General features: G+C 68.9%; 14 protein-coding genes and 1 tRNA gene. 10 read left to right on the top strand and 5 right to left on the bottom strand.

All coding sequences use genetic code 11. From position 1 onward, the window contains the following. Positions 1-59: 59 nt before the first annotated feature. Positions 60-2,348: a cellulose binding domain-containing protein gene (locus ACLQ28_RS27270; protein WP_425689112.1), complete on the top strand. Its 2,289-nt coding sequence runs from the start codon at positions 60-62 to the stop codon at positions 2,346-2,348. A 200-nt stretch (positions 2,349-2,548) separates the two neighbouring features. Here the strand turns inward: ACLQ28_RS27270 and ACLQ28_RS27275 are convergent, their stop codons facing one another. Beyond that, positions 2,549-3,559: an LLM class flavin-dependent oxidoreductase gene (locus tag ACLQ28_RS27275; RefSeq protein ID WP_425689113.1), complete on the bottom strand. Its 1,011-nt coding sequence runs from the start codon at positions 3,557-3,559 to the stop codon at positions 2,549-2,551. Between the two features lie 78 nt (positions 3,560-3,637). Continuing rightward, a complete protein-coding gene (locus ACLQ28_RS27280; RefSeq protein ID WP_334499065.1) occupies positions 3,638-4,117 on the bottom strand; it encodes an Lrp/AsnC family transcriptional regulator in 480 nt (159 codons plus the stop codon). 102 nt (positions 4,118-4,219) lie between these two features. Between ACLQ28_RS27280 and ACLQ28_RS27285 the strand changes: the two genes are divergently transcribed. Beyond that, a complete protein-coding gene (locus tag ACLQ28_RS27285) occupies positions 4,220-5,380 on the top strand; it encodes a trans-sulfuration enzyme family protein (RefSeq protein ID WP_425689114.1) in 1,161 nt (386 codons plus the stop codon). A gap of 3 nt (positions 5,381-5,383) precedes the next feature. On the opposite strand, the gene ACLQ28_RS27290 is transcribed toward ACLQ28_RS27285, so the two are convergent. From ACLQ28_RS27290 to ACLQ28_RS27300, 3 genes are all read right to left on the bottom strand, one after another. Beyond that, on the bottom strand, positions 5,384-6,034 hold the full coding sequence (locus ACLQ28_RS27290; RefSeq protein ID WP_425689115.1) for an NAD-dependent epimerase/dehydratase family protein: 651 nt from the start codon (positions 6,032-6,034) through the stop codon (positions 5,384-5,386). Between the two features lie 92 nt (positions 6,035-6,126). Then, complete coding sequence (locus ACLQ28_RS27295; protein WP_425689116.1) at positions 6,127-6,876, bottom strand: transcriptional regulator; 750 nt, start codon at positions 6,874-6,876, stop codon at positions 6,127-6,129. Between the two features lie 32 nt (positions 6,877-6,908). Beyond that, positions 6,909-6,985 (bottom strand) — tRNA-Leu (locus ACLQ28_RS27300). Positions 6,986-7,090: 105 nt separating this feature from the next. Between ACLQ28_RS27300 and ACLQ28_RS27305 the strand changes: the two genes are divergently transcribed. From ACLQ28_RS27305 to polA, 8 genes are all read left to right on the top strand, one after another. Then, complete coding sequence (locus ACLQ28_RS27305) at positions 7,091-7,714, top strand: ANTAR domain-containing response regulator (protein ID WP_357556333.1); 624 nt, start codon at positions 7,091-7,093, stop codon at positions 7,712-7,714. A 69-nt stretch (positions 7,715-7,783) separates the two neighbouring features. Further along, a complete protein-coding gene (locus ACLQ28_RS27310) occupies positions 7,784-8,965 on the top strand; it encodes a hypothetical protein (RefSeq protein ID WP_425689117.1) in 1,182 nt (393 codons plus the stop codon). A 363-nt stretch (positions 8,966-9,328) separates the two neighbouring features. Then, positions 9,329-10,480: a branched-chain amino acid ABC transporter substrate-binding protein gene (locus tag ACLQ28_RS27315; RefSeq protein ID WP_425689118.1), complete on the top strand. Its 1,152-nt coding sequence runs from the start codon at positions 9,329-9,331 to the stop codon at positions 10,478-10,480. 66 nt (positions 10,481-10,546) lie between these two features. Further along, a complete protein-coding gene (locus tag ACLQ28_RS27320) occupies positions 10,547-11,530 on the top strand; it encodes a branched-chain amino acid ABC transporter permease (protein ID WP_425689119.1) in 984 nt (327 codons plus the stop codon). After that, the gene (locus ACLQ28_RS27325) at positions 11,527-12,684 is read left to right on the top strand and encodes a branched-chain amino acid ABC transporter permease (RefSeq protein ID WP_110563992.1); all 1,158 of its coding nucleotides are present in this window, start codon (positions 11,527-11,529) and stop codon (positions 12,682-12,684) included. The genes ACLQ28_RS27320 and ACLQ28_RS27325 overlap by 4 nt, the downstream gene beginning before the upstream one ends. Continuing rightward, positions 12,677-13,618, top strand: a complete 942-nt coding sequence (locus tag ACLQ28_RS27330) for an ABC transporter ATP-binding protein (RefSeq protein WP_425689120.1) — start codon at positions 12,677-12,679, stop codon at positions 13,616-13,618. Before ACLQ28_RS27325 ends, ACLQ28_RS27330 begins: the two co-directional genes overlap by 8 nt. Further along, complete coding sequence (locus ACLQ28_RS27335) at positions 13,605-14,318, top strand: ABC transporter ATP-binding protein (RefSeq protein ID WP_110563991.1); 714 nt, start codon at positions 13,605-13,607, stop codon at positions 14,316-14,318. Before ACLQ28_RS27330 ends, ACLQ28_RS27335 begins: the two co-directional genes overlap by 14 nt. A 135-nt stretch (positions 14,319-14,453) precedes the next feature. Beyond that, positions 14,454-17,153, top strand: coding sequence for a DNA polymerase I (gene polA, locus ACLQ28_RS27340; RefSeq protein ID WP_425689121.1), 2,700 nt, complete (start codon positions 14,454-14,456; stop codon positions 17,151-17,153). Positions 17,154-17,304 lie beyond the last annotated feature (151 nt).

A 17,304-nucleotide genomic window follows, 5' to 3' on the forward strand; every position in this document is an offset into this window, starting at 1 on the left:
CTTCCCGGGCAGGGCCGGTGGGCCGCAGCGATCACCAGCGGATCCCCGGAGGCAGTCCCATGCACCCGTCCAGACATCGGCTGATCCTGCTCGCTGGCACGACGGTGGCCGCCGTCGTGGCCGGCACCCTCGGCACGGTCGTCGCCTCGGCCGCCGCCGTCGGCTGCCGGGTCGACTATCAGATCACCAACCAGTGGCAGGGCGGCTTCGGCGCCAACGTCACCGTCACCAACCTCGGCGACCCGGTCAACGGGTGGGCCCTCACCTGGTCGTACGCCTCGGGTCAACAGGTCACCCAGGCGTGGAGCGCCGCTGTCACACAGTCCGGTGCCCTGGTCACCGCGCGCAACGTCGATTACAACGCCACAATCGCCACCAACGGCACCGCCGCGTTCGGCTTCAACGGGTCGTGGACCGGCACCAACCCGGTGCCGACCAGCTACGCGCTCAACGGGACCACCTGCACCGGCGCCCCGTCCACCGGCGAGCCGACCACGCCACCGCCGACTACCCCGCCCCCGACCACGCCACCACCCACTACCCCACCCCCGACCACGCCACCGCCCACCACCCCACCCCCGACCACGCCTCCGCCGTCGGGGGCGAAGCAGATGGAGAACCTGGACCGAGGGTTGATCAGCGTCCGCTCCGGCAACGGCAACCTGGTCTCCTGGCGGCTGCTCGGCACCGAAACCTCCGGGGTGGCGTTCAACCTCTACCGAGGGTCGACCAAGGTCAACGCCAGCCCGATCACCGGTGCCACCACGTACCTCGACAGCGGCGCGGCGGCCGGCTCGGCGTACACCGTGCGGGCCGTTGTCGGTGGCGCCGAGCAGGCGGCGTCGGCACCTGCGTGGCAGTTCGGCGCGGGCTACCTGGACGTGCCGTTGCAGGTCCCTTCCGGGGGCAGCACCCCCAGCGGCGAGAACTACACCTACAGCGCCAACGACGCCTCGGTCGGTGACCTCAACGGTGACGGCACCTACGAGATCGTGCTCAAGTGGGATCCGTCGAACGCCAAGGACAACTCCCAGTCCGGCTACACCGGCAACGTCTACGTCGACGCGTACACCCTGACCGGCACCCGGTTGTGGCGGATCGACCTGGGCCGCAACATCCGCGCCGGCGCGCATTACACCCAGTTCCAGGTGTACGACTACGACGGCGACGGCCGCGCCGAGGTGGCCATGAAGACCGCCGACGGCACCCGCTCCGGCACCGGCCAGGTCATCGGGTCGTCGTCGGCGGACCACCGCAACTCCAGCGGCTACGTGCTCGCCGGGCCGGAGTACCTGACCATGTTCGATGGACGCAACGGCGCGGTGCTCTCCACCGTCACCTACGACCCGCCGCGCGGCACCGTGTCGTCCTGGGGTGACTCGTACGGCAACCGGGTGGACCGGTTCCTCGCCGGCACCGCGTACCTGGACGGGCAGCGCCCCTCGCTGATCATGGCGCGGGGTTACTACACCCGGGCGGTCATCGCCGCTTGGGATTTCCGCAGCGGCACGCTGACCAAGCGCTGGACGTTCGACTCGAACTCCTCCGGCAATGGCGCAGCCGCCGGTCAGGGCAATCACCAGCTCTCCGTCGCCGACGTCGACGCTGACGGCCGTCAGGAGATCGTCTACGGCGCCGCCACCATCGACGACAACGGTCGGCTGCTCTACTCGACAGGTAACGGGCACGGCGACGCCCTGCACGTCTCCGACCTCGACCCGGGCCGCGCCGGCCTGGAGGTGTTCAAGGTCGACGAGGACGCCAGCAAGCCCAGCTCCTGGTTCGCCGACGCCCGTACCGGTCAGATCCTCTGGTCCACGCCGGCTTCCGGCGACAACGGCCGGGGCGTCTCCGCGGACATCTGGGCGGGCAGCCCCGGTGCGGAGTCGTGGTCGTCGGCGGTCGCCGGGCTGGCCAACACCAGAGGGCAGAACATTGGCCGCAAGCCGTCGTCGGCCAACTTCCTCGCCTGGTGGGACGGCGACCCGGTGCGGGAGCTGCTCGACGGCACGGCAATCGACAAGTACGGCACCGGTGGCGAGACCCGTCTGCTCACCGGCAGTTCGGTGGCGTCCAACAACGGCACCAAGTCAACGCCGGCGCTCTCGGGCGACATCCTGGGTGACTGGCGTGAGGAGGTGATCTGGCGAACCACCGACAGTCGGGCCCTGCGCATCTACAGCACGCCCACACCGACCAGCACCCGGATCCACACCCTGATGCACGACCCGCAGTATCGGGTGGCGATCGCGTGGCAGAACACCGCCTACAACCAGCCGCCACACCCGGGGTTCTTCATCGGCGATCAGATGGCCAGCCCACCCACCCCGAATATCTACCTACGTTGATCTGACCCCTGGCGGTCCCGGACTGGGTCGCCTAGGGTGGCAGGCACCGGGCCGCAGCCGCGGAATCCGCTCAGCTCCGGCCCGGTGCGCCACACCGCGGCATTCCCAACCCGTCCCGACCGGGAATGCCGTACCACCACCGGCACCAACATTAGGCACCGTCGGGGTCGGTGGGGTGACGCTGGCGTGAAGATCGTGTTTCACGCCTGCCGGTGCAGCCCGCCCGCCACCTGCTCGGCGATCAACTCGTACGACCGCACCCGGTCCTGCACGTCGTACACCAGCGTGGTCAGCATCAGCTCGTCCGCGCCGGTGCGCTCCACCAGCTCGGTCAGCTGCCGGCGCACCGTCTCCGGTGAGCCCATCGCCTGACCGTCGCGGCGCTGCAGCACGAACTCCCGCTCGATCTCCGTGTACGGGTACGCCGCCGCCTCGTCGGGTGTCGACAGCGGCTCCGGCCGGCCGGAGCGCAGCTTCAAAAACGACAGCGCGCTCGGCCCCGCCAACCACTCGGCGCGCTCGTCGGTGTCCGCGCACACCGCGTTGACCGCCACCATCGCGTACGGCTTGTCCAACCACTGCGACGGCCGGAAATTCTGCCGGTACAGGGCCAGCGCCGGCAGCGTGTTGGCCGAGCTGAAGTGGTGTGCGAAGGAGAACGGCAGACCGAGCAGCCCGGCCAGTTGGGCGCTGAAACCGCTGGAACCCAGCAGCCACACGGCCGGCTGCTCACCGTGGCCCGGCGTGGCGATGATCTGCCCCGGCCGCTCCCCGCTGAAGTAGTTCATCAGGTCCGCGAGCTCGCGCGGGAAGCCCTCCGCCGACAGGCCCTCCATGGTGCGCCGCAACGCCAGCGCGGTCACCTGGTCGGTGCCGGGCGCCCGCCCGATGCCCAGGTCGATCCGGCCCGGGTGCAGCGCCTCCAGGGTGCCGAACTGCTCGGCCACCACCAGCGGAGCGTGGTTGGGCAGCATCACTCCGCCCGACCCGAGCCGGATGGTCGACGTGTTCGCTGCCAGGTGCGCCAGCAGCACCGCGGGGGCGGAGCTGGCGATCGCCGGCATGTTGTGGTGCTCGGCCACCCAGAAGCGGTGGTAGCCCAGCTCCTCGGTGCGGCGGGCAAGCTCGGTGGTCGCGTCCAGGGCCGCGCCGACCGTGGTGGCCTTGGCGACCGGAGCAAGATCAAGAACAGACAACGGTACGGTGATCACAGGGTCAGCCAACCCGCTGCCGAGCGCTTTTGTTCCGCTTGGCCGGCATCTGTCGGTTGATTCACCCCCTGCCGCCGCTCAGCCCATCCCACGAGCCTGCTCGAAGATCAGGCTGGTCTGCGTGTGTTGCACCGCCGGATCGACCGCCAGATGGTCCAGCACGAAGTCGCGCAACGCGTCGCCGGACGCCGCCCGCACATGCAGCACGTAATCCTCAGCACCGGCCACGTGGAACACCGACACCACCCCCGGCAGCCGTACCGACCGGGCCCGGAACGCGTCCACCGCCGCTCGTTCGTGGGCGGTCAACCGCACCGACACCAACGCCTGCAACGGCAGACCAAGCGCGGCCGGATCCACCTCCGCGTGGAAACCACGAATCGCGCCACGCTCCCGCAGCGCCCGCGTACGGGTCAGGCACGTCGACGGGGCCACCCCCACCCGCTCGGCGAGAGCGTTGTTCGGTAGGCGACCATCCGCGGCCAACTCGGTCAGGATCGCGCGATCCACCTCGTCCAGGGCCGGATACGGCCGCACATCGTTCGGCTCAGGAGGCATCCGGCCATCCTTGCCCGAATCTGTCACCGAAACCAAGCCAATTTTCAGAATGATCTGCCGACCCATTGCTCCCAGGCCGGTGGATGTTCGACGCTACCCGGCATGACAACGGTGGACACCCGGGCCGTACACGCCGGCCGCGACGACCTGCGCACCCTCGGCGTGCACGTACCGCCCATCGACCTGTCCACCACCAACCCACTGCCCTCAGTCGAGGACGGCGGCACCGCGTACGAGCAACTCGCCACCGGCGGCACCCTCCCCGCCGAGGGCAGCGCCGTCTACCAACGGCTCTGGAACCCCACCGTCGCTCGCTTCGAAACCGCCCTCGCCGAACTCGAAGGCACCGCCCAGGCCGTCGCCTTCGCCAGCGGAATGGCCGCACTCACCGCCACCCTGCTCGCCGCCACCCGCAACGACCATCAGCACATCGTCGCCGTCCGGCCCCTCTACGGCGGCACCGACCACGTCCTGGCCACCGGCCTGCTCGGCACCACCGTCACCTGGGCGCACCCCGACGAGATCGCCGCCGCCATCCGCCCCGACACCGCACTGATCATCGTCGAGACACCCGCCAACCCCACCCTCGACCTGGTCGACATCGCCGCCCTCGCCGCCGCAGCCGGCGACATCCCGCTGCTCGTCGACAACACCGTCGCCACCCCCGTACTGCAACAACCCGCCCGACACGGCGCCACCCTCGTCCTGCACAGCGCCACCAAGAGCATCGGCGGGCACGGCGACGTGCTCGCCGGCGTCGTCGCCTGCGACGCCGACTGGGCCGTGCGACTACGCCAGGTCCGCGCAGTCACCGGCGCGATCCTGCACCCACTCGGCGGCTACCTGCTGCACCGCGGCCTGCAAACCCTGCCGCTGCGGGTCCGCGCCCAGCAGGCCGCCGCCGAGAAACTCGCCGGCTGGCTCGCCAACCACCCCGCCGTACACCGGGTGCACCACCCCTCGGTGCACGACCCGGCGGCGCTGGTCGGCCGCCAGATGGCCGGACCCGGAAGCCTGCTCGCCTTCGAGGTACGCGGCGGCGCATCCGCCGCGGCCGCCGTTGCCGGCGCCTGCCAACTCATCACCCACGCGGTGTCCCTCGGCGGCGTCGACACCCTGATCCAGCACCCCGCCTCGCTGACCCACCGACCCGTCGAGGGCGAGGCGAAACCCGCCGCCGCGCTGCTGCGACTCTCGGTCGGCCTGGAGGACCCCGAAGACCTGCGCGCCGACCTCGCCCACGCCCTCGACACGCTCACCTGACCCTCAGCGCAGCTCGCGGTTGCCCAACACCCGCACGGGCGAGCCCTGCCGGGCCACCCGCAACATCGCCCGGCCGATCCCCTCGGTCGTGGTGATCTGATTCGGCAGCCACCGGCGCAACATCGGAACGAGCGGACGGGTGATCGCGTACCCGATCCGATACCAACGGGTCTTCGACACCATTCCGTGCGTCGGCTGGATGAAGCCGGGCCGCGCCGCGTAGCCGTTGGGCAGCAGGGCGATGATCGCGTTCTCGGTACGACCCTTGACCCGGGCCCACATCACCCGACCCTCGCCCGACGAATCGGTCCCCTGACCCGAAACGTAGATGAACGTGACCTGCGGACTCACCTCAGCCAACAGCCGCGCCGCCGCGAGCGGGTAGTCGTGGCTGACCCGTGTGTACGTGGCCTCGCTCACACCCAACGACGAGACACCCAGGCAGTAGAAACACGCGTCCACGCCGGTCAACTCGGCCCGCACCGCGTCAAACTCGCCCACGTCCGCGACCGTCAGCTCACGCAGCTTCGGATCCTGCGCACCGGTCGGCCTCCGACCGACCGTCACCACCTCCCGCACGTCGTCGGCGAGCAGGCACTCCCGCAGAACGCCCTGGCCGACCATGCCGGTCGCACCGAAGATGACCACCCGCATCAGATCCCACCCCTGTCGTCGCCGCTGCCACCGGCCGTCCGCTTGCGTGTCAGCCAGGCTCCCACGGTCGGGGTGATCCGCGCGGGTAGCGGTCAGGACTTCGGGCCCACGTGCCGGTCCAGGGTGGCGACCGCGTCGCGCCGCGCCACCGACAGCGAGTTGCGTCGGTTCATCCGCCAGGCGATGCCCAGCAGGTCGAGACTCCACTGGCAGAGCCCCATGATGTCGGCCGACTCGTTGACGAACATGTAGCGCGGGTAGACGTACGCCTTGCCGCGGACGGTCACCCGGTTGGCGAAGCGGCAGCCGTCGGAGTGGAACAAGCCGCGCAGGAAGTCACCCGGATGCGTCGCGACGATGTCCCGTTGCCAATCGGCGAGAATGATCGGACGTTCATGTTTCTTTCCGGGACCATGCTGGGGAAGCAGGCATGGCCAGTGCTTGCCGGAGCTCTGCACGCTGACGCAACCAGGCTGCTGGACGCGCTGGACCTTCGCCGCGAGCACCTGCCGCATGCTGGCGTCGCACGCCTCGATCAAGCCCGGCCAACTACTGCTGCAAGCGATGCGCAGCACCGGCACCCGTGCGGAGGTGACGAGGTGCCCGTCGCCCAGGTAGAGACCGAGCAGGTAGAGGTATGCAGACGGATCTGTCTGATTCTTGACCTCGGGCCGGCAGCGAAAACAACGAAGCTCGCTGCTGGACCTTCTCGGCTCGACCTGGTGCTTGCACCAGCCCCTGACCGTCGGGTACGGAAGTCTCAGACGTCTGGCAACCTCGGCGACCGTACTGCCGGCGAGGTGCTGCTGCCGCGCACGAATGCGTAGTTCAGGTGGATGCACATGACGATTTTGGAACAGCCGTACGACACCTTTGGTGCCCCCGGTGGGAGTCGAACCCACACTGTCGGAGGTTTGAGCTCCGCTTCTCTGCCGGTTGGAATACGGGGACGCTTGGCCGAATGCTCTGGTGGCCTCCCATAGGTTACCTACTACGCTGAGGGCGGTGACACCCGGCTGGTCGGGTGTCAGTTTTCGACTGGTGGGGGTAGGGCTGGTGGCTGAGATGCCGACGGATGCCGAGCGCAGGCGCGTACTGATCGCCGAGGACGAGGCGCTGATCCGGCTGGACCTCGCCGAGATGCTGGTCGAAGAGGGTTACGAGGTGGTGGGGGAGGCCGGTGACGGTGAGACCGCGGTCCGCCTCGCCGAGGAGCTGAAGCCCGATCTGGTCATCCTCGACATCAAGATGCCGATCATGGATGGGCTGGCCGCCGCCGAGCGGATCGCCGGCGCCCGGATCGCCCCGGTGATCATTCTGACCGCGTTCAGCCAGCGCGACCTGGTGGAGCGGGCGCGGGCGGCCGGCGCGATGGCGTACCTCGTTAAGCCCTTCCAGAAGAGCGACCTGGTCCCGGCGGTGGAGATCGCGCTGTCGCGTTACTCGGAGGTCGCGGCCCTGGAGGCGGAGGTCGCGAGCCTGACCGACCGCCTGGAGATCCGCAAGGCGGTGGAGCGGGCCAAGGGTGCGCTGATGACGACGTACGGGATGACCGAGCCGCAGGCGTTCAAGTGGATCCAGCGCACGGCGATGGACCACCGGATGACCATGAAAGAGGTCGCCGAGCGGATCCTCGCGGAGACCGCCGGCGGCGAGGTGTCGCAGCAGCCGAGCGTCTGAAGACCCGACCTGCGCGATCCGGGCTGCGCCAGGCCCCCAGACGCGGTGTTCGGTGGTTAGCATCGACGGGTGTCCGTCCGACGGGTGATCGCGGTGTTTGGCCTGTTCGCGCTGGCGCTTGTCGGGTGCGACGGGCCAGCCGCACCGGGCGGCGCCGGGTCGACGTCGGCCGCCGCGCTGCGACCGGGTTGGCAGCCCTTGGCGCTGCCGGCGCCGCCGGGTGGCGCGGGCCGTCTTCTGGTGCGCGACGCGACGTCGTGTGCGGGTCGGTGGTTCCTGGTCGGCGGGGTCGCCGACACCGCCGGCGGGACTCGTCCGGCGGCCTGGACCAGTGTGGACGGTACGACCTGGACAGCGGTCACGGTCCGTCCGGATTCCTTCTACGGTCGGCAGAACGTGTTCCTCTCGGTGGCTTGTCGGGACGGAAAGGCGGCGCTGATCGGTGCCAAGGTCGGTGGCGCGCACGGCTATCCGCGGGTGAGCACCTGGCGGCAGGCGGGCGATGGCGCGCTGGTCGAGGTGCAGGCGCCGTTCGAGACGTTCGGCGGGCCGACGGCGGTGAACGTGTCCCGCCTGACTGCCGGTGGGCAGGGCTGGTTGATCGTCGGTAACCGTTCGGCGGGTGCGGCCTCCTGGGTGTCGTCGCCGGCCGCGGCAGAGTTCGCCCTGGTCGAGGGCGCACCGGAGTTGGCCAGTGACGCGGTTGGGGTGACCTGGGCGTTCGACGCGGTGGCGACGTCGTCGGGCTGGCTGGCGGTGGGCGGTCTGCTGCCGGCGGGCCGGATCGACCGTGACCCGGCGGTCTGGTCGTCGTCGGACGGGCGGTCGTGGCGGCGCACGGTGTTGCCGGGCGGGTCGGAGTACGAGGAGATGCAGCGGGTGGCGCTGGTCGGCGGGGTGCCGGTGGCGGTCGGGCTTCGTGGAGCGACGTTCGGTGTGTGGCGGCAGGAAGCCGCGGGCTGGGTGGCCGCCGGGACATTCGGGCGGCGGGCCGGGGCCGGGGTGCCGGGTGTGGCGTCGCTGGTGTCGTCCGGGGATCGGCTGTTCGCCGCGGTGACCGATGGGGCGCGGCTGTCGGTGTGGGTGTCGACGGATCGTGGTGGGTCGTGGCGGGAGGCGACGATGCCGCTCGATGTGCCGGCGGGTGTTGACCGGGACGTATCACTGGTAGCGGTGGGTGACCGGTGGTGGTTGGCGGCGGACGACGGGACGCGGGCCGGGCTGTGGTGGGCGGCCGGCGTGGGCGTCTGAGCGTTGGCGGTGGCGTTTCATGTCGTGCCGGTGCGATGCGCTGACCTATTTTCGCAGGTCAATGCCCGTCTCGCGGACTGGGAACGGCCTGGGTGGATGCGGGTGACCCCCGACCGGACGTGGGCATAAGGACCAAAAGACGGGTTCACGTGTGACGGGCATCGACGTGATTGCCCGCGTCTTCGTAACGTTTTCGCAGACCCCGCCTTCAGGACTTCCGGGACGGTATGCGGTGTCGGTACGCTCCGCCATCACGAGCCGTAACGCAGGGGCAGTCCCTGCGGGGTGGGTGGAATTGCGGTCTGCTGCTGTCGCCGTCGCAAGGGGTCAGCCGCGTCCGCATCTGGAGGAGGTCAGGAAGCCGTGAGGCGAAGCTATGTACGGGCGCTGGGTACCGTTGCGCTCGCCGCGACCCTTGTGGTCGCGGCAGGTTGCCAGGATTCCGGTGGCGGCGACAGCAACACCGCGTCCGGTGACTGCGGTGGCAAGATCGCGATCTTCGGCGCGTTCACGGGTGACAACGCGGGTCTCGTGATCCCGTCGCTGAACGGCGCGAAGCTCGCTGTGAAGCAGTTCAACGCGGCGAACCCGAACTGCAAGGTCACCATGCAGGAGTTCGACACCCAGGGTGACGCTGCGGTGGCGACCCCGTTCGCGAACCAGATCGCGGGGGACAACTCGTTCCTCGGTGTCATCGGTGGTCACTTCTCCGCTGAGTCGGACGCCACGATGCCGATCTACCAGGCCGCGGGTCTGGCGATGGTCAGCCCGTCGGCGACCCGGACGGACCTGACCCAGAAGGGCAACACGTCCTTCTTCCGGGTGGTCGGCAACGACGGCACGCAGGCCGGCGCGGTGGCCAGCTACCTGAAGACGCAGAACGCGGCGAAGGTCTTCCTGGTCGATGACGCCAGCGCGTACGGCGCCGGCATCACCGAGGAGCTGGGCAAGCAGCTCGGCCCGCTGGTGGTCAACAAGGACAAGATCCAGGAGCGGCAGGCGCAGTTCGACGCCACCATCTCCAAGATCAAGGCTGCGCAGGCGGACTTCGTCTTCTACGGCGGTTACACCCGTGAGGCCGCTCCGCTGGTGAAGCAGATGCGTGCCGCTGGTGTCCAGGCCAAGTTCGTCGGCCCGGACGGTCTCTACGACCCGGCGTTCCCGGCGGGTGCCTCCGGCGGTGCCGAGGGCGCGATCATCACCTGCCCGTGCCTCCCGGCTGACAAGGCTGGCGGCACCTTCTCGGCCGACTACCAGAAGGAGTACGGCATCGCGCCGGGCTCCTACGGTGCGGAAGGCTTCGACGGCGCGACGGTCTACCTGGACGCCTTCAAGGCTGGCAAGAAGACCCGGGCGGACATCCTGTCGTACGTCAAGTCGTACGACAAGCAGGGCGTGTCGAAGTACATCAAGTTCGACGCCAAGGGTGACGTTGACCCGACCAAGGTCGTCATCTGGGCCTACCAGATCAAGGGCACTGCTATCGAGGCGCTGCAGGAGCTCAAGCTCAGCTGACGCCCACGCAATGGAGTGCGGCCGGGGTGTTTAACCCCGGCCGCGCTCGATTCAAGGAGACCCCCGGTGCATTTTGATGAATTGATCGGCCATCTCGGCCAGCACACGGTCGATGGCCTGTCCAAGGGCGCCATCTACGCCCTGATCGCCCTTGGCTACACCCTCGTCTACGGCGTCCTTCGCCTGATCAACTTTGCTCACTCTGAAGTTTTCATGGTCGGTACCTTCGCGGTGCTGATCCTTTGGACCCAGCTCGGCGTGCAGAACAACCCGCCTGTCGGCCAGGCGATCCTGTTCCTGGTGCTCGGTCTGATCGTCGCGGCTGCTGCCTCGGGCGGTACGGCCCTGGCGCTCGAGCGGATCGCGTACCGGCCGTTGCGGCGTAAGAACGCACCGCCGCTGATCTTCCTGATCACCGCGATCGGTCTGTCGCTCGTCTTCGTGGAGCTCTTCGGGCAGGTGCTGCCCAAGCTGCTCGGTGGAGTCTTGCCGGAGGCGTTCGGTCGGCCCCGGCAGATCGTCGGTATGCCGACGATCATCCAGCAGGAGACCCTCTTCACCATCGGCAACACGGCGATCACGAACATTCAGTTGATCGTCTTCGTCGCGGCCGTGGCGATGATGGCGATATTGGACTGGTTCATCAACCGCACCCGGTACGGCCGGGGTGTGCGGGCGGTGGCCCAGAACCCGGAGACCGCCGCGCTGATGGGCGTCAACCAGGAGCGCGTGATCATGCTGATCTTCGTGCTCGGTGGCATCATGGCCGGCGCCGCCGCGCTGTTGTGGAGCATGCGGTTCGGCTTCACCCAGAACAGCATCGGCTTCGTGCTCGGTCTGAAGGCGTTCACCGCCGCGGTGCTTGGCGGCATCGGCAACCTGCGCGGCGCACTGCTCGGTGGTCTCTTCCTCGGCATCGTCGAGGTCTACGGCGCCTCGCTCTTCGCGTCCAACTGGGAGGACGTCATCGCCTTCGTGGTGCTGATCGTGGTGCTGATGTTCCGGCCCACCGGCCTGTTGGGTGAGTCGCTCGGGAGGGCCCGCGCATGATCGACAAGATTCGCTCCGCAGACCGCCGCCGGGTCGGCGTGCTGACCTCGGTCGGCGACCGCTGGCGGGCGCTGACGAAGTGGCAGCAGGCCATCGGCCTGGCCGCCTTCGTGGCGTTCCTCTACTACCTGCCGCTGCTCGGCGTTCCGGGCCTGACCTGGCTGCGTACCGACTCGATCGAGGGCGGTAACAACTGGGCGGGTGTGCTCTTCGTCTGCGCCATCTACGTGTTGGTCGCGATCGGCCTGAACGTGGTGGTCGGCCTCGCGGGCCTGCTCGACCTGGGCTACATCGGCTTCTTCGCCATCGGGGCGTACAGCGTCGCGCTGTTCGGTTCGGTGAACTCGCCGGTGGTCAAGTGGATCCAGCAGGAGTTCAACCTGCCGCCGACCTGGGCGGTGACCTGGGCGATCTGCCTGTTCATCGCGATCGTGCTGACGATGATCTCCGGGGTGCTGCTGGGCTGGCCGACGCTGCGGCTGCGCGGTGACTACCTGGCCATCGTGACCCTGGGCTTCGGCGAGATCATCCGGATCGTGGCCCGCAACGCCACCGGGCTGACCAACGGCCCGGTGGGCATCTCGGCCATCCCCGGCCCGGAGGGTCCGCCGTCGGTGGACAACAAGGTCTTCGGTCTGATCGACGCGAAGCCCTGGTACTGGTTGGCGATCACCTTCGTGCTGATCATGGTGATCCTGGTGCGTCGGCTGGAGCACAGCCGGGTCGGCCGGGCGTGGTTGGCCGTGCGGGAGGATGAGGACGCTGCCGCGGTGATGGGCGTGTACCCGTTCAAGTTCAAGCTCTGGGCGTTCGCCATCGGTGCGGCGCTCGGCGGCCTGTCCGGCTTCCTGTTCGGCAGCCGGAACGCGTTCATCGACCCGACCCAGTTCAACGCGAATCTGTCCATCCTGTTCGTCGCCATGGTCGTGGTGGGTGGCTCCGGCAACATGATCGGCGTCTCGCTCGGCGCGGTGCTGCTGGCGTACCTGCCCGAGCGGTTCCGCGACTTCGCCGACTACCGGTGGTTGGTCTTCGGCCTGGCCATGGTCCTGGTGATGATCCTGCGGCCGCAGGGCCTCGTTCCGAGCCGGCGGCGTGCCCGCGAGTTGAAAGACCGCGCGGCGGATGCAGAGGAGGTGCCCGCTCATGTCTGACCAGAGCACCAGCACGTCAGCGCCGAAGATCCCCACTCAGGCGGGGCCACGGTCGGTGCTGCTCGAAGTCGACGACGTCACGCTCCGCTTCGGCGGTGTGGTCGCCCTCGACAAGATCAATTTCCAGATCTACCAGGGCGAGATCCTCGGCCTCATCGGGCCGAACGGTGCCGGCAAGACCACCAGCTTCAACGTGATGACGGGGGTCTACAAGCCGACCTCCGGGGCGGTCCGGTTCCGCGGCCAGAAGGTGACCGGCCGCAAGCCGCACCAGATCAGCCAGTTGGGCATCTCCCGCACGTTCCAGAACATCCGTCTCTTCCCGGAGATGACGGCACTGGAGAACGTGATGGTCGGCACCGACTCGCGGCACAAGACGAGCGTGCCGGGGGCCCTGTTCCGGCTCTACCGGGTGCGGCCGAAGCCGGAGGAGTTGCCGCAGGTCATCGCCGCGTCCGGGATCGTCCGGACCTGGCAGCAGGTGCGTCTGTCGGCCGCGAAGATCTTCGGCCTGTCCCGGCACATCCTCGAGGAGCGGGCGGCCGAGGCCAAGGCGCTCGAGTTGCTCCGTCTCGTCGGGATCGCCGATCGGGCCAACGACGAGGCACGCAACCTGCCGTACGGCTACCAGCGCCGGTTGGAGATCGCCCGCGCGCTGGCCACCGAGCCGAAGCTGATCTGCCTGGACGAGCCGGCCGCCGGCTTCAACCCGGCGGAGAAGGAGGAGCTCCTCACCCTGATCCGCAAGATCCGTGACATGGGCCTGACCGTCCTGCTCATCGAGCACGACATGCGGCTGGTCATGGGAGTCACCGACCGGATCGTGGTGCTGGAGTTCGGCCGCAAGATCGCCGAGGGTGCGCCCGCGGAGGTCAGCCGCGATCCGAAGGTGATCGCCGCGTACCTGGGGGAGCCCGCCGATGACGCTGCTTGAGCTCGAGAACGTCGCCGTCGCGTACGGCCGGATCGAGGCACTGCACGGGATCAGCCTCACCGTGAACGAGGGCGAGGTGGTGGCCCTGATCGGCGCGAACGGTGCCGGTAAGACCACCACCATGCGGGCCATCTCCGGCACCCGGCCGCTCGCCGGCGGGAAGATCACGTTCAACGGCGAGGACATCAGCAAGCTCCGGGCCGACCTGCGGGTGGTCCGGGGGCTGTGTCAGTCGCCGGAAGGGCGGCAGATCTTCCCCGGTATGACGGTGATGGAGAACCTGGACATGGGGGCGTACACCCGGCGGGACTCCGCCGGCATCGCCTCCGACCTGGATCGGGTGCTGACCCTCTTCCCGCGGCTTGCCGAGCGGCGTAAGCAGGCCGGTGGCACGCTCTCCGGTGGCGAGCAGCAGATGCTCGCGGTCGGCCGGGCGCTGATGAGCCGACCGAAGCTGCTGCTGCTCGACGAGCCGTCGATGGGTCTGGCTCCGCTGGTGATCCGGCAGATCTTCGACATCATCACGGAGATCAACCAGCAGGGCACCACGATCCTGCTGGTGGAGCAGAACGCCCAGCAGGCGTTGTCGCGGGCACACCGCGGCTATGTGCTGGAGACCGGTCAGATCGTGAAGGAGGGGTCCGGTCAGGACCTGCTGCACGATCCGTCGGTCAAGGAGGCGTACCTCGGCGTGGCCTGAGCCACCCGAGCGGCGGCCGGTCATCCCCTCGTGGGGGTGGCCGGCCGCCGGCGTTCGGGCGGGCTGTCGTCTCGGCGTTGCGGCACCCCGTGCCGAGGGCCAGGGTTGTCGGTGCGACGGACTAGAGTCGCTGCCGTGACAGCTACGACACCGCGCCTGCTCCTCGTCGACGGACACTCCATGGCATACCGGGCATTCTTCGCCCTGCCTGTGGAAAACTTCTCCACCACGACGGGGCAGCCGACCAACGCGGTCTATGGCTTCACCTCCATGCTGATCAACGTGCTGCGTGACGAGCAGCCCACCCATATCGTCGTGGCCTTCGACGTCTCCCGCCGTTCCTTCCGCACCGAGAAATACTCGGAGTACAAGGCCGGCCGCAGCGAGACGCCGACCGACTTCAAGGGCCAGGTCAGCCTGGTCAAGGAGGTCCTGGCCGCGCTGCAGATCCCCGTGGTCGAGAAGGAGGGCTTCGAGGCCGACGACGTCATCGCCACGCTGGCCTGTCAGGCCCGCGACCAGGGCATGTCGGTGTTGATCAGCAGCGGCGACCGCGACGCGTTCCAGCTGGTCGGTGACCAGGTCACCGTCCTCTACCCGCGCAAGGGTGTCTCCGACCTGGCCCGGATGGACCCGGCGGCGATCGAGGCGAAGTACGGCGTCGGGCCGCAGCAGTATCGGGACCTGGCTGCGCTGGTCGGTGAGACCAGCGACAACCTGCCCGGGGTTCCCGGCGTCGGCCCGAAGACCGCCGCCAAGTGGATCACCACGTACGGCGGGGTGGAGGGCGTGATCGCCCGCGCCGACGAGATCAAGGGCAAGGCCGGCGACAGCTTGCGGGAGCGGCTCGCCGACGTGATCCGCAACTACGAGATCAACCGCCTCATCTCCGACCTGGAGCTGCCGCTGCGCCCGGAGGACACCCGCTGGACCGGTTGGGACCGGGAAGCGGTGCACCAGGTCTTCGACACCCTCGAGTTCCGCATCCTGCGCGACCGTCTCTACCAATACCTGGAGGCGGTCGAGCCGGAGGCCGAGTCCGGGTTCGACCTCACCGGCGAGGTGCTCACCGAGCCCGGCACGCTGGCCAGTTGGCTGGGCACGCACGCCCCGACCGGTACCCCGGTCGGGTTGGCGGTCAAGCTCGACACCGGCCCCAACCGCAGGCACAACGCCTCGATCACCGGTCTGGCACTGGCCACCGCCGGCGGCGCGGCGGCGTGGGTCGACCCGGCAGGGCTCGACCCCACCGACGAAGGCGCCCTGGCCGCCTGGTTGGCCGACGCGCAGCGACCCAAGGTGCTGCACGACAGCAAGCCGGCCGTGCTGGCCTGTGCCGCGCACGGTTGGCAGCTCGCCGGCATCGTCCGCGACACCCAGATCGCCGCGTACCTGGCCCGCCCCGACCAGCGGTCCTACGACCTGACCGACCTGGCGCTTCGCTACCTGCACCGGGAGCTGCGGGTGGACGTTCAGGAGTCCGGCCAGCTCACCCTCGACGGGCTCGGCGACGAAGGCGTGGCCGAACAGAACCTGATGCTCCAGGCTCGGGCCACTCTCGACCTGGCCGACGCGATCGACGCTGAGTTGTCCCGCGACGGCGAGCAGTCCGCCCGGCTGATGGCCGGGGTGGAGTTGCCGTTGATGCGGGTGCTGGCCGGCATGGAAAGCACCGGCATCGCCGCCGACACGCAGTATCTGTCCGAGTTGGAGGCGCACTTCGCCGCCGAGGTGAAGGCTTCCGCGCAGGGCGCGTACGAGGCGGTGGGTCGGGAGTTCAATCTCGGCTCGCCCAAGCAGTTGCAGGAGATCCTCTTCACCGAGTTGGGTCTGCCGAAGACCAAGAAGATCAAGACGGGCTACACCACCGACGCTGACGCCCTGCAGTGGCTCTATGCGCAAAACCCGCACCCGGTGCTGGCCCACCTGCTGCGCCACCGCGACGTGGCCAAGCTCAAGTCGACGGTCGACGGGCTGCTCAAGTCGGTCTCCGACGACGGCCGGATCCACACCACCTTCAACCAGACGGTGGCCGCCACCGGTCGGCTCTCCTCCACCGAGCCCAACCTGCAGAACATTCCCATCCGCACCGAGGAGGGCCGGCGGATCCGCCGGGCCTTCGTGGTGGGCGAGGGCTACGAGTGCCTGCTCACCGCCGACTACAGCCAGATCGAGATGCGGATCATGGCGCACCTGTCCTCGGACGACGCGCTGATCGAGGCGTTCAACTCCGGCGCCGACTTCCACGCCGCGACCGCGTCGTCGGTCTTCGGGGTGCCGCTCGACGAGGTCACCGCCGATCAGCGCCGCAAGATCAAGGCCATGAACTACGGCCTGGCGTACGGGTTGAGCGCGTTCGGTCTGTCCCAGCAGCTCAGCATCGGCACCGACGAGGCGCGCGGCCTGATGGAAAACTACTTCGCCGGCTTCGGCGGGGTGCGCGACTACCTGCAGCAGGTGGTCGCCCGGGCACGCCAGGACGGCTACACCTCCACGATCCTGGGTCGCCGCCGCTACCTGCCCGACCTGGTCAGCGACAACCGGCAGCGCCGAGACATCGCCGAGCGGATGGCGCTCAACGCCCCGATCCAGGGCTCAGCGGCCGACATCATCAAGGTGGCGATGCTGCACGTCGACACCGCCCTCGGCGAGGCCGGGTTGCGCTCGCGGATGCTGTTGCAGGTGCACGACGAATTGGTCTTCGAGGTCGCCCCCGGTGAGCGGGAGGCATTGGAGGCACTGGTCCGGCGGGAGATGGGCGCGGCGTACCCACTGTCGGTGCCGTTGTCGGTGTCGGTCGGCTTGGGCCGGGACTGGAACAGCGCTGATCACTGATTTTCGTTGCGGTGGGGGGTCCGGGGCAGCCCGACCCGCTCCGGGCGGTCAGGCTTGATCCCTGCGCGGGTCGGGCTGCCCCGGCCCCCCCTGACCGGTCGTCCTGGTCACGTGGGCGTTGGCTTGGTGGGTCAGGTTTGTCGGGCTCCCC

It is taken from the genome of Micromonospora sp. DT201, assembly GCF_049841575.1.
Classification (GTDB): Bacteria; Actinomycetota; Actinomycetes; order Mycobacteriales; family Micromonosporaceae; genus Micromonospora.